This window comes from Helicobacter sp. MIT 01-3238, assembly GCF_003364135.1.
Lineage (GTDB): Bacteria > Campylobacterota > Campylobacteria > Campylobacterales > Helicobacteraceae > Helicobacter_B.
In genome coordinates this window covers 88,195-101,654 of record NZ_NXLN01000001.1, presented here as the reverse complement: position 1 = coordinate 101,654, position 13,460 = coordinate 88,195, and the positions used below count along the sequence as shown (strand labels likewise).

Genomic DNA, 13,460 nt, shown 5'->3' with positions numbered 1-13,460 from the left:
AAAGCAAAATAAGTTCCAAAAAATCTAAAAATTTTTAAGAAAATTTTGATAGTTGTGCAAAAATTTGCATAAAAAATCTTGGGAAAATTTTAAGAAATTAGGGTTTGCAGAGAAAAATGGAGTTTTTAGGGATTTTTATCGTATCAAGCAAAGTATCCAAAAGTTTTTTTTTAGTCGTGCTATTTTTGAGATACTTCGGTTTCTTGCGAAACTTCAGTATGACAAAAATGTTCTAGACAGTATGACAAACTGCGGAGTTTTGCTTTTCTTAAAGTCTTTCCGTTAAATCCACTTCTCCCAAAGTAGTAGTGTTTAGCTTTTTTAAACCCCAATCTACAAATTGTAAAATTGTGACAGAGGGTGCTCTTACCCCTCTTTAAAAGCACCTTTCCTTAAAGTGAGCGTGTTTGCCATTAGTTAATCCCCTCTCCCTTAACACGATGGGGTTTGGGGATGGGTTGATTTTGCATTAGCAAAATCGCAGTAAGCTAAACTACAACCCCATCATTGTGAGAGAATCCACAATAATTTTCATTAAATTAAGCCAAGATATTTTTATTCCTATGCCTAAGAAAAATGAAACACTCGCTAGATTCTTTAATGAAAAAGTAGAGGTAAAGCAAAAGCCAAGAGAAAACGCTAAATCGCTAGATAATACATTGAAAAAATACTCTAAAAACCCAGAAATGGAGGAAAATGAGAGAATCTACACAGATGAAAGCAATACCAAAGAGGAGGAAAGAAAAGAAGATGATGAATACGGAATGTATGAATATGAGGAATAGAATTAAGGCGCAATAAAATTAAAGTATTTGTAGTATTTTTAGGGTTTTAAAAAATGTAAAAAATGTTTTTAAATTTTTTGATTATTTTAAATTTTTAGTTTTTGTGAAATTTTTTAAATATTTTAAAAAATTTAGGGTTTTTGCATTTAAATTTTTTAGGGTTTTTGAGAGGGAAAGTGGCTATATGGGTAGCTTTTTTACGCGGCAAAAAAGCATAGCACGAACTAACTCATTTGCGCTAGCTTTTAGGCTATCACAAATGAGTGGATTTCGTGCTAAAAAGCTAAAGACAGGGAGCTTTGCCCCCCATAACGCCACCCAGAATATGAGAAAAATAAAAAAACAAATGATAAAAAATGTGGAAAAGCGTGACAATAAAAATCTAATCAATAAATGGAAAACTCTGTAAGAGAACAAACAAAGCAGTATGAATAAAGAAAAGAAAAGCAACTTGCAACATATAGCAATATCAAACAGAAATCCTAAGTAGCACTAACTATCATAAACGGATTAGTAAATAAAAAGTATGACACCATTATTCCTCTTTATCATCTTTTGGTGGCTTGGCATTTTTGTCCCTAAAGCTAAGAATAAGTGGCACGCCACTAAGGCTAAACTCCTCTCTTAAGCAGTTTATCAAGTATCGTTTGTAGCTGAAGTGAATGCTATTTGGGCGGTTTGATATGAGTGCGATTTGGGGAGGGGCACTCTCATATTGGGTAGCATAATAGATTTTGACTAGCTTGCCTTTGTCGCTTGGGATTGCGTGATTTTGGATAGCTTTGGCGATTGTCTCATTTAGCTTAGCAGTGGGAATCCTTAGGCTAAAGTTTTGATAAATCTCTATGATTTTGTCTTTTAGCTCATTTATGTGGCGTTTGTTTTTGGCACTGATAGTGAGCTTTGGGGCATATTCTAAGAAGCGAAATTTCCGCTCAAATTCTGCGTTTAGGGTTTTGAAATCCGCATATTTTATGTCCCATTTATTCCATAGCACGATGACACCTAGCGCGTGCTTTTGAGTGAGTGAAAATATGCGCTCATCTAGCTCACAAAGCCTTTCGCTAGCATCAAGCACAAGCAGTGCTATGTCGCTTTGGGCTAAAATCTTGTTTGTCCTATCAAGTGCAAATTTTTCTAGCTGCTGTATTTTGCCTCTTTTGCGGATTCCTGCGGTGTCTATGAAAGTGAGAAGTTTGCCCTTGTGCTCTATGCTTTCATCGACAGGGTCGATAGTCGTTCCTGCTTTTTTGCTTACTATTGCTCGCTCTTTTTGGGTAAGTGCGTTTAGTAGGCTTGATTTGCCGACATTTACGCGCCCGATGATGCCGATTTTGATTTGGCTATCTTTTTGGCTAGATTCACTCTCTTTGCTAGATTCTTTTTCTAGCTGATTTTGCAAGTCCCTTTCTAGCTGATTTTCTAAATCTTTTTGCAGTCCTGCAAGTATATCCTCATCATCATTTATGATTGCTTCATTTGTGTTTGTAAAAAGTGCGCTAAACATTGCGTTTTGCAAGGTGGTGATTCCGCGATTATGCGCCACAGAGATGAAAAACACCTCTTGGACTCCAAACTCATAAAACGCATAAGCCCCCTCATTTTGTGCATCGCTATCGATTTTATTTACCACCAAAAAGCAAGGGGTTTTTTTGTCTTTTAGTCGCAAAATCTCATAGAGAATCTCCCTATCCTCATCATTTGGTGGATTTTGCCCATCGACTACATACAGCACCAAGTCCGCTTGCTTGCTTGCTTGCTTTGCTTTTGCTCCCACTTGCAAAAACAGCTCATCTTTGCTTTTTTGCTCGATACCGCCTGTGTCGATAAGAAGTGCGGATTTTGGGTTTTGCGTGGTGTCTGTGGTATCATCGCTGTTTTGCTTGCTTGGTAGTAGATAGATATGCGTGTAGTTGGTATCCCTAGTAGTCCCGCTAATGTCTGAAGTAATGGCGATTTTTTGCTTTGCTAAGCGATTGAAAAGGCAAGATTTGCCTACATTTGGTCTGCCGATTATGGCGATTTTGGGTGCTTTGGGTAGTGATTGCATTTGGGGAATTTGTGGATTTTATGTGGATTTTGAAGTGGGGCTAAAGAAGTGGCTTTGTGTGTGAAAATCTAACTAGCGTCTATCTAGCCCTCGCCTCACGCTCAAATCCAAGTCCTTTGCCATATCTGGATTTCGCTTGCTCATTTCATTTAGCGCGGAGAGGACAAGGGGGGATTTGACATTTGGGTGCTTGCTAAGTGCGAAAAGAAAAAGTCGCTTTTGAGTTTTGCTAAGGTTTAGCACATCGTAGTAGGAAAACATCTCTTTAACAGCGTCTTGCAAGTCGATGAAAGTGCTGTCCTCAGACTCTATGGTAACCATTATGGTTTCATAGGTTATGACTTCCTCATAAGAGAAATCATCGCCTGACCTTATTACCACAGGCGTTTTTTTGGACACTTTGGCTACGATGATTAGAGCTGAAACGATGACAAAGACAAAGAGGCTCAAAGAAGCGACTAATTCAAACATTGCTTTTCCATTTTTTTAAAAGATTGCACTTGCTTTTGCAAAACATTAAACTTGTTTTTGCTAGAATTTTGGCTAGAATTCTAGCCAATTTTTCGTTAAATTGCGCTTTTTTGTGCAAACTTTTGCATAAACTCTTTTTGGATATTTTCATAGATTTTGCTAAGGATTTTTATGCTTGATAACCTATCACAAGACACTTCTTTACAAGATACTTTTTTGGCACTTGCTATGGAGTATGACACGCCACTTTATGTGTATGATTTATCGCGCATAGAGCGCAATTTCCTCTCATTCAAAGAAGCCTTTGGTGGACGCAAATCACTCATTTGCTACGCACTCAAAGCAAACTCAAATCTAGGGATTCTCTCCGCCCTAGCGCGACTTGGTAGTGGTGCAGACTGCGTATCTATCGGCGAAGTCAAGCGCGCACTTCTAGCTGGAATCCCAAAGTATAAAATCATCTTTTCAGGTGTGGGCAAGCGCGCAGAGGAGATAGAAGAGGCACTAAAGTTAGATATTTTGTTTCTAAATGTAGAATCTAGCGAGGAGCTAAAGACTATTGAGCAAATCGCAAAAAAGCTATCTAGCTCGCAAAATCCACACCAACATTTGCAACAAAACTCACACCAAAACCCGCGCCAAAGTCCACACCAAACAGATTCTAGCCCCTCATCGCCCAAAAAAGCTAGAATCTCTATCCGCGTAAATCCAAATATCGATGCCAAAACCCACCCATACATTTCCACAGGGCTTAGTGAAAATAAATTTGGGCTTGATATAGAGAGTGCTAAGCAGGCTTATCTCTATGCGCACAATTCGCCGTTTTTAGACCCTGTGGGGATACATTTTCACATAGGCTCGCAGATTTGCGAGCTAGCCCCTATCGCACAAAGCGCACAAAAAATCGCAAACCTTGCAAAATCTCTGCTAGCACTTGGCATAGAAATCCGCTTTTTTGACATTGGCGGGGGGCTAGGAATACGGTATGAGGAAGAAGAAGAAATCGCTTTGTATGACTACGCTCAAGCCATACTTAGCGCGCTTAAAGGAAGTGATTTTACGATTATATGTGAGCCCGGACGGCGCATAGTAGGCAATGCAGGTGTGCTGCTAACAAAAGTGCTATATGAGAAGCGCACGGCAAATAAGCGATTTGTCATAGTCGATAGCGGTATGAATGATTTGATGCGCCCTGCCCTATATGACGCCGTGCATAAAGTGCAAGTATATAGCAAGGCAAGCGATAAATCAAGCGACAAGTCAAATGACAAACAAAGCACAAAAGCAGACATTGTAGGACCTGTATGTGAGAGTAGCGATACATTTTTGCGCGAAGTGAAGCTAGGAGAGCTAAAGCAAGGCGACATACTAGGGTTTGACAATGCAGGGGCTTATGGCTACTCAATGGCTAGCAACTACAACACACGAGCTAAGCCCGCTGAAGTGGGAATCTACCAAAAAGATAGCACAACACAAGTCGTCCTGCTAAAGAAGCGAGAAACATTTAGCGAGCTAGTGGCAAACGAGCTAGAATGTCTAAAAGATTTTGCAAAAGGCACAAAATATAGCACAAAAACAAAATCTAGCTTAGAGTGCGCTTTGGACTTTGAGAATCTCTCAAATTTTGACAATCTCTCAAATGCGGATTCTAGCCGAGATTTTACCCACGCAAAAAAATCCAAAAAATCCACCAAAACACAAAAAAGCACAAAATCCACCAAGTAAAGCCTACAAATGAGCCAAGCAAAGCACGAGATTTTAGAAAACTACTACCAAGAGATAAAAGCCCTCTATGAGACACGCGCTACAAAAGAGCTTAGCTTTCGCACGCCTTTAGAAAATCTGCTTAAAGCCCTAAAGCCAAGCCCTAGCTATACTATTATCCAAGAGGCAAAAGGCAAAGAAGCAAAAATCCAAGAAGCAAAGCAAACAAAAAGCAATGAAGCAGGAGATAAAAAAACAAATAGCACACAAAATCAAGCCACCGAGTTTGCAAAAGCTGAATTTGCAAACAATGCAAAGCCAGATTTTGATGTGTATAAAAAAATCGATAAAGCCGATGAGCTAAGCTACAATAGCCTTGTGGGATTTATCGAATGCAAAGACATAGACAAGGACTTAGACACGCAAAGCGAGCAAATCAAGCGATATTTAGAGATTTCGCCAAATATCATTCTCACAAACTATCGTAGGTTTATTTTGCTATCTTTTGGAAAAGTGATTTATGATACTACGCTTTTTGATGAGAATCTAAACAAACACCTTTTTACCCAAGAATCAAAAGATGAGTTTTTTACCCTCATTAGTGCGTTTTTTGCTGATACTAGCACGCAAATCAAGTCCAAAGCCGAGCTTGTCAAAGTGCTTAGCTCGCAAAGTTTTTATCTAAGCATATCGCTAAAAAATGCTTATGATGAGGGAAGTAGCACACATAGCGATAGCACCTCCGCGCTATTTTGTGAGTTTTGGGATAAAACTTATGATACTTTCAAGTCCGTCCAAAAAGTAGATTTTAGTGAGTTAGATTTTTGCGATATTATCTCTCAAAGCATTGTATATGGGCTATTTGTATCATTTGTAGAGAGTGAAAACATAGAGATAGACAAAATCGATGCACACTCTCTCATCACTCTTTTGCCCTCTCACTTTAAGACATTGCACGAGTTTATCTATTTTTCTTTGCCCAATCACGCGATTCCTAAGCGCGTGCTTTATGTGCTAGATAATGTCAAAAAAACTCTAGCCCTGCTTGATAAAGCAAGTATGTCAAAGTTTTTAAACCTAGAAATAGAAAAAATCGCTATTTATCTTTATGAGGATTTTTTGAAAGAATACGATGAGCTACGAAGCACGCAAAAACGCAAGCAAGGGGGGGTTTTCTACACGCCTGCGCCTGTAGTAGAGATGATAGTTAGCGCACTTGATGAGCTACTTATCAGCAGATTTGGCAAGAAGCAGGGGTTTTTGGATAGTGAAGTCAAAGTGCTAGATTTTGCCACAGGGACGGGGAGCTTTTTAGCGAGTGTATTTGAGAAAATCATATCAAAAGAGAGGGAGGCATTTAGAAATGATGCGATTAAGCATAAGTTTTTGCGTGATATTTATGGCTTTGAGATTTCATTTGTTGCCTACATTGTCGCTAGGCTAAAGCTAGGGCAGATTCTAAAAAACGCAGGTTTTAGCGACTTTAGCGATGCGGATTTTTGCATATATCTAAACAACACTTTGGATTTGAGTGAGAATGCAAATTTCACAATGTCTATGCCCCTGCTAAGCCTAGATGATGAGTGGAAAAAAGCCCGAGACATTAAGCACAACAAAAATCTACTTGTGATTTTGGGCAATCCTCCTTATAATGTCAAGTCCTCAAACAAAGGCGAAGAGATTTTAAAACTACTAGACACTTATAAGCAAGGGCTAAATGAAACAAATATACAGCCTTTAGATGATGATTATATAAAGTTCATTCGATTTGCGCAATGGAAACTTTTGGAGCAAAGAAAGCCTAGCAGTCTTTTTGACACCTCAAACAAAGGCTTGCTAGGCTTCATCACAAACAATTCATATCTAGACGGACGCACTCATCGCAAAATGAGAGAATCCCTAGCCAAATCATTTGATGAAATCTATATCCTAAACCTACACGGGGATAGTAGAGAGGACGAAAATGTCTTTGATATTCGAGTGGGTGTTTGTATAAGTATTTTTGTGCGCCATAGTGATAAAACCACGCAAAATCGTCATACCAATAATTGTCATACTGAGCGAAGCGAAGTATCTCAAAAGAATAATAAAAGAGATTCTTCGGTTGCTTCGCTCCCTCAGAATGACAAACTCGCTAAAGTGTATTATTTCTCCACCCAAGACAACACAATCTTACGCAGAAATGATAAATTTGCCTTGCTAAATAGCGTAGCACACAATGGACTAGATTCTATCAAGTGGGTAGAGCTAGAACTAGATGAGCCATACTTTTGGTTTGTGCCAAAAACATTTGATAATGTGGAATATAAAAACTTTTGGGCGTTAGCTAGCGATAAGGCTTTGGGCGAATCTAGAGCGATTTTTGAAGTTTGTAATTGTGGAACAAACTCAAGGAAAGATAATCTACTTATACAACCTAGTGCAATAAAAATCAAAGAAATGCTTAATGATATGCAGAATCTAGAGCGTGAATCTATCTTACAAAAATATCATTTCAAAGAAACGCAAGATTGGACAATAAACGAACAAAGAAAAAACTTTGAAAATCCAAAAGAACAAGATATTATACAAATTGCTTATCGTCCTTTTGATACGCAGTTTATTTTTTACCCGCTAGATAAAATCAACAAAATTATCCCTCGTGGCGATAGTAGAAAAGAAATAATGCAACACTTTTTGCAAGATAAAAATCTAGGAATTGGCTTTGAAAAAGGGCTAGATTCCCAGAATGTAAGTTTTATTAGCGATAAAATGATAGAGGGGCATTTTATTGGGGGTAGAACTTATATCGCGCCACTTTATCGCTACGATGAAATAATAGGCGACAAAGAGGGCAAAGTGCAAAAAATCCCAAATTTCACAAAAGAATTTAGCGCATTTAAAGCGCAACATAAAGTGCTAAAAAATAAAAGCTCGGAGCAGATTTTGGCTTTTATTTACGCGAATTTATTTAGTCCGCATTATCGCACGAAATATTTAGAATACCTAAAAATCGGCTTTCCACGAGTGGATTTTGAAGTAAGTAAATCAAAATTTGAAGCATTTGCAAATCTCGGGCAAAAGCTAATCGACTTGCATTTGATGAGATTACCTGTCCAAGAGATTTTGCCAAATATGGATTTTGCTAGTATTGATTTTGTCGGGGAATTTTCAAGCGATATACCCATAGACTCTACTCAAGTAACCAAACGATATGAAAACGACACAATCACGCTAAACAAACAACTATCAATCAAAGGCATAACAAAAGAGATATGGCAATACAAAATCGGTGGCTATGAGGTGCTAAAGCAGTGGCTAAAATATCGCAAAAACTATCAAGCAAGCAAAGATGAGCTAGAGGGATTTTTGCAAACTTGCCACGCGATAAAAGCTAGTATCTACCTCCAAAATGAGCTAGCCAAAATCACATAGCGCAAAACCGCACAAAACAACACAAAGGATAAAAAATGCCACGCAAAAACAATAACGCTAGCAAACACAACAAACAAAACAAAAATCCACAAGACAAAGACTTGCAAGCCTTGCGAAGCCAAATCGACACCATAGATGAAAAAATCCTAAACCTACTAGAATCAAGGCTACACATCGTAACCCAAATCGGCAAAACCAAAATCCAAAACAAAGCAAGCATATATCGCCCCGAGCGAGAGAGAGAAATCATCAAGCGACTTAGCGCGCACAAGCTAGCCCACCTAAACACTAGCGCGATAGAAGCGATTTATCACGAGATTTTCGCTATCTCGCGCAATCTAGAGCTACCCGAAAAAGTCGCTTATCTAGGACCGCTAGGAAGCTACACTCATCAAGCCGCAGCCAAACGCTTTGGCGCACTAAGTCAATACCTGCCGATAAACAACATTAGCGCGATATTTAAAACCCTCCAATCCTCCCAAGCCAAATACGGCGTAGTGCCGATAGAAAACAATACAAATGGCGTAGTAGGCGAGACAATCGACAATCTAGCAAACTCTAGCCTAAAAATCATCGCAGAGATTATCCTGCCTATTCATCATAGCTTTGCCTCGCTTTGTGAAAATCTAAGCCAAATAAAAAGAATCTACTCCAAAGACATAGCCTTCGGGCAATGCGATAGCTTCATAAACGCTCACAATCTACTTCACTTAGAGCAAATCCCCACAGAATCCACCGCAAAAGCCGCACAGCTCGCCAAAGCAGATAAGCAAAGCGCGGCGATATGCTCACAGATTGCTGCAAAAATCTATGAGATTCCTATAATGTTTAGCAATGTCCAAAATCATAGTGGCAACAAGACGCGCTTTGTCATCATAAGTGATTTTAGCAATGAGCGCAGTGGCAATGACAAAACCTCTATTTTTGCCACGCTAAAGGGGTTTGAAAAATCTGGCACACTGCTTAGGTTTCTAAAAGATTTTGAAGATGCCAAAATCAATCTAACCAAAATCGACTCTCGCCCTGTGCGCTCCTCAAACGCGACAAGCCAAAGCAAAAAGGGCGATTTTAGCTCGGGCTTTTATATCGACTTTGATGGGCATAGAGATGATGAAAAAGTCGCAGAGATTTTGGAGAAATGGAGCGGGCAAGTCAAATGGCTTGGCAGCTATCCCAAAATGGACTAGCCCGCTTGCCTAAACACGCGTATCTGCCATAAGCGCACAAAAGCCTAAAAGCCCTAAAATCAACGCAAAATAAAAATGACAAAAAGCCAAAAAATAGCAAAAGCTAAAAAACGCAAAATTTTGAAAGAAATCTTTAAGGAGAATATATGGAGTTTATCCCTATCACATTAGAATCTAGGCAGGTTTTGCAACCCTATTTGCAAAGCGAGGATTATGAGATTTCTGATATTGTCTTTGGGAATCTATACCTTTGGAAGCACGCAAGGGAAATCACTTATGCGATTGAGAGTGATTGTGTGGTGGTGCAGACGCGCTATGAGGGCGAGAAGCCCTACTTTTTTTATCCATTTGGCAGTGGGGACAAAGAAAATGCCTTGCGTGCTTTGGAAAAATATTTGCGCGATAAAAATCTACCCCCGCGCTTTGAGTCGATAGAATCTAAAAATATTGATTCTATAAAATCGGTGTTTAGCCAAGTAGAGTTTGAGCCACGAGTTGCGCGGTTTGACTATGTGTATAGCGTGCAAGAGCTTATCAAACTTGAGGGGCGAAAATTTCACAAGAAAAAAAATCATCTAAATCAGTTTTTGCAAAATAATGAGGGCAAATGGAGCTATGAGAAAATGAGTGCTAGTAATGCAGATGAGATTTTATCGCGTGGCAAAGAGTGGCTAGAAGCAAATCCAAACAAAAATCAAGCACTAGAAATTGAGTTTGTAGGAATCGCAAACACACTAAAAGAGTATGAAAATCTAGGGCTAAAAGGTGGCGTGGTGCGACTGGAAAGCGAAATCGTGGCATTTAGCTTTGGGGAAGTGATGAGCCAAAAAATGGCAGTAGTGCATATCGAAAAGGCAAACCCACTCATAGCAGGAGCGTATCAAATCATCAATAGAGAGCTTTTAGCAAATGAATTTAGCGCGGTAGAGCTTATAAACAGAGAGGAGGACTTGGGCATAGAGGGGCTAAGGAGAGCAAAAAAAAGCTACAATCCCATAAAAATGGTAGAAAAATACGGCACTAAATAAAGCAAAAAATCTCAAAAAATAAAAGGAGTGAAAATGGGTGGTAAAGATTTATTAGACAACAAAGGCTTGCAAGAAAGGTTTGCGGGGCAAAATTTGTGTGGGATAAAAGATAGTATTTTGGACGCGTTTGCAAGTAGGGATTTCACACAAGTGATGAGGCTTGCAGACTTGCTAGATTTGAAAGAATCTAGCGCAAGTGATTTTGGCAAGGATTTTGATAAGGATTCTAGCGAGGATTCTAGTGGGAATTGTGGTGGCGATTGCAGTGAGGATTTTGGTTGTGATTTTGGCGAGGATTTTATAAGCGCGTGGGCAAAAGAGCTAGGGGAGTTTACCTCAAGTGCGATTGCTCTAAGCGCACTTGAGGTAGCCAAAGCTACGCAAGCAATCGGCAAAATCACAAAGCAAGCAGTTATCTTTGCCAAAATCGCGCTAAAAGCACATAAAGATTCACAAGATAGAAGCACGAGAGATAAAAGCACGCAAAACGAGCAAAATAAAGGCACGCAACATATTTTGTGCGATGAGATTAGCCAAGATAAAATGGCGTTTTATGATTTGACTTTGGCAAAAGCCTACGCAAGCAACGGCAATATAGCACACTCAAAAGAGATTTTGCAAAATCTTGCTAAGCCGTTTTTGGATTTTGCCCTAAAAGGCGCGGAGGCTAATGATATGGATTTTGGATTTGTAGATTGGATTAAATCCTATATAGATGAAAATATTGGGGGGGGGGGGGGCGATGATACTCTAGCGCAAAATCCCTCCAAAAATCCCCATCAAAATCTCTCTAAAACCCCCTCCCAAAACCCTACGCAAAATCCACCAAAAAACATTGATGAAAGTCCTGCTACAAGCCCTATCCCAAGCCTAAACACGAATCTAGCAAAAGAAATCCTCTGTGCCCTAGCCGAGCTACACACCGCACTAGGCGAATATGAGGAAGCAGAGAAAATCTACAAAACGATTTTGCATAGCAAATGGTGTCTAAGCGAGCAAGACTTGCAAGATATGTTTGACACAAATGGCACTCTAAACCTCATAGCCGTAAGGGCGATAGAAAATCTATGGCGACAATATGAAAAAATTAGCGAGCAAAAGTGCTTAGAGATTTTTTATGAGATTTTGCATAGACTAGAGGGCATACTTGCAAACCTTAAATCCACAAATAAGCAAATCCCTTATACCTCGCCAAATGATAGCCTGCCTAATATGTGCCAGCCTTTAGAGGAGCGACTAACCCCCCTCCCGCTCACTACCTACCAAAACGATAAGCAAATCAAACACTTATCAGCCTATATAAATTGTGTGATACGACCGGGCATAGCTTTTTATCTCTATTGCCTATATCGCGACAAAGAATCCCTAAATCTCTACTCCGAGCTAGAGAGGTTCAACCAAACAAATAGCGACTTTTGGAGTTTCTATGCCGATGCGCTATGGCACAGTGGAGATTATCAGCAGGCTTATAATGCGTTTCAAAAATCAATCAACTTAAGGAGAAGTGCGGGCGCACTTTTTAGCTGCGGTAAAATGCTTTTGCAGCTACTAGAAAACGAGGAAATCTACAAAGAGGGCTTGACACTCTATGAGCACAGACTAGCTGTGCTAAATGAGACAAGTAAGGGTAAGATGGCATTTAGCCTATCACACTATGAGGCTTGCAGGCAGGATTTGGCTCGGGATAAAAACGCACTATATGGCAAAGTAGTCTTTGTCTATGCCGAGCAGGGCTATGGCGATACTATAATGTTTAGCCCCGCACTTGCCAAGCTATGTGCTATGGCTAAAAAGGTGCTTTTCTTTCCACAAAGTCAGCTTTTTCGGCTATTTGACACTAGCTTAGAAATGCTAAAAAATAATGGCAACAAAGACTTTGAAAATCTACATATCATAGGTAGCCTCCCTAGAGATAAAAACCACAATGATAGCAAGGTAAACCCAAAACTCACAGCTCATCAAAAGAGAAGTGCAAGGCTTAGTGGGTATGAGTTTGACTATGCTGTGCCGATATGCTCGCTTCCTTTTCTTATGGATTTGAGATTGCAGGAGTGGCAAAGCCTGCCAAGACCTATCGTGCCTATATCACGCAAAGATTCTAGTGGCAAAGATTTTCACAGCAAAGATTCTAGTGCGAAATCTAGCGCAAGAAAGAAAATAGCACTCTTTTGGCATACCAATAGTAGTGGGAATTTTGAACGATTTAAGCGAGATATTCCATTAGAGATTTTGGAGTGCGCCTTTAGGGATAGTCCGCACGAAATCATATCCTTTCAAGTGAGAGAAGTGATAAATGGCAAAAAGGAGGATTTCATAGTGCCTAGCTTTATGCAAAATCGTGGGGAAAATCTGCTTGATTGGCAAGACACTTATGAAGCCCTAAGTGATATTGATATGATTGTAAGCATTGATAGTGCGCTAGCTCATCTTGGGCTAGCACTTGGGATTCCTACACTTGTGCTACTGCCGATAATCTTTGATTGGCGATGGGGGAGGCTAGAAAGTCCCAAAAGTCCCTTTTATCCGCACGCACATTTGCTCGTGTGGGATAGTAATCAACACGATGAAAAAATGCTAAAGCGCAACAAAAGCACAATCCAAAATATCCGTAAAATCTGCGATAAGGTTTTGCAATAACCTTATCGCAAACAAACGCAAAGCACAAAGCCACAGCAAGCCCGAAATCTAAATCGTGCAAACTAAATCGTGCGCAAAAAAGACAAGAAAATAATTAACAACCTAGCAAAGCCCTAAATTTAGGCTTTTATATGCGCTTTTGATTCTTTTTGTAGCACAATTTTTAGCAAAAATTAAGTTCTAT

At 39.6% G+C, this 13,460-nt stretch carries 8 protein-coding genes; 6 read left to right on the top strand and 2 right to left on the bottom strand.

Annotation, left to right across the window (positions count from 1 at the left end; translation table 11 throughout):
* Nucleotides 1-563: 563 nt before the first annotated feature.
* Complete coding sequence (locus CQA40_RS00415) at nt 564-785, top strand: hypothetical protein (protein ID WP_147290126.1); 222 nt, start codon at nt 564-566, stop codon at nt 783-785.
* Between the two features lie 535 nt (nt 786-1,320).
* On the opposite strand, the gene der is transcribed toward CQA40_RS00415, so the two are convergent.
* The gene (gene der, locus CQA40_RS00405; RefSeq protein WP_115519028.1) at nt 1,321-2,835 is read right to left on the bottom strand and encodes a ribosome biogenesis GTPase Der; all 1,515 of its coding nucleotides are present in this window, start codon (nt 2,833-2,835) and stop codon (nt 1,321-1,323) included.
* Nucleotides 2,836-2,907: 72 nt separating this feature from the next.
* Complete coding sequence (locus CQA40_RS00400; protein WP_115519027.1) at nt 2,908-3,306, bottom strand: hypothetical protein; 399 nt, start codon at nt 3,304-3,306, stop codon at nt 2,908-2,910.
* 171 nt (nt 3,307-3,477) lie between these two features.
* On the opposite strand from CQA40_RS00400, the gene lysA reads away from it, so the two are divergent.
* The 5 genes from lysA (at nt 3,478) to CQA40_RS00375 (ending at nt 13,276) form a co-directional block, all read left to right on the top strand.
* Nucleotides 3,478-5,031, top strand: coding sequence for a diaminopimelate decarboxylase (lysA, locus tag CQA40_RS00395; protein ID WP_115519026.1), 1,554 nt, complete (start codon nt 3,478-3,480; stop codon nt 5,029-5,031).
* Nucleotides 5,032-5,040: 9 nt separating this feature from the next.
* Complete coding sequence (locus tag CQA40_RS00390; RefSeq protein WP_115519025.1) at nt 5,041-8,424, top strand: type ISP restriction/modification enzyme; 3,384 nt, start codon at nt 5,041-5,043, stop codon at nt 8,422-8,424.
* 35 nt (nt 8,425-8,459) lie between these two features.
* The gene (gene pheA / locus CQA40_RS00385; protein ID WP_115519024.1) at nt 8,460-9,611 is read left to right on the top strand and encodes a prephenate dehydratase; all 1,152 of its coding nucleotides are present in this window, start codon (nt 8,460-8,462) and stop codon (nt 9,609-9,611) included.
* A gap of 146 nt (nt 9,612-9,757) precedes the next feature.
* Nucleotides 9,758-10,639, top strand: a complete 882-nt coding sequence (locus CQA40_RS00380) for a DUF2156 domain-containing protein (RefSeq protein WP_115519023.1) — start codon at nt 9,758-9,760, stop codon at nt 10,637-10,639.
* A gap of 33 nt (nt 10,640-10,672) precedes the next feature.
* Nucleotides 10,673-13,276 carry a tetratricopeptide repeat protein gene (locus tag CQA40_RS00375; protein ID WP_115519022.1) on the top strand — a complete coding sequence of 868 codons (2,604 nt, stop codon included), beginning with the start codon at nt 10,673-10,675 and terminating at the stop codon, nt 13,274-13,276.
* Nucleotides 13,277-13,460 lie beyond the last annotated feature (184 nt).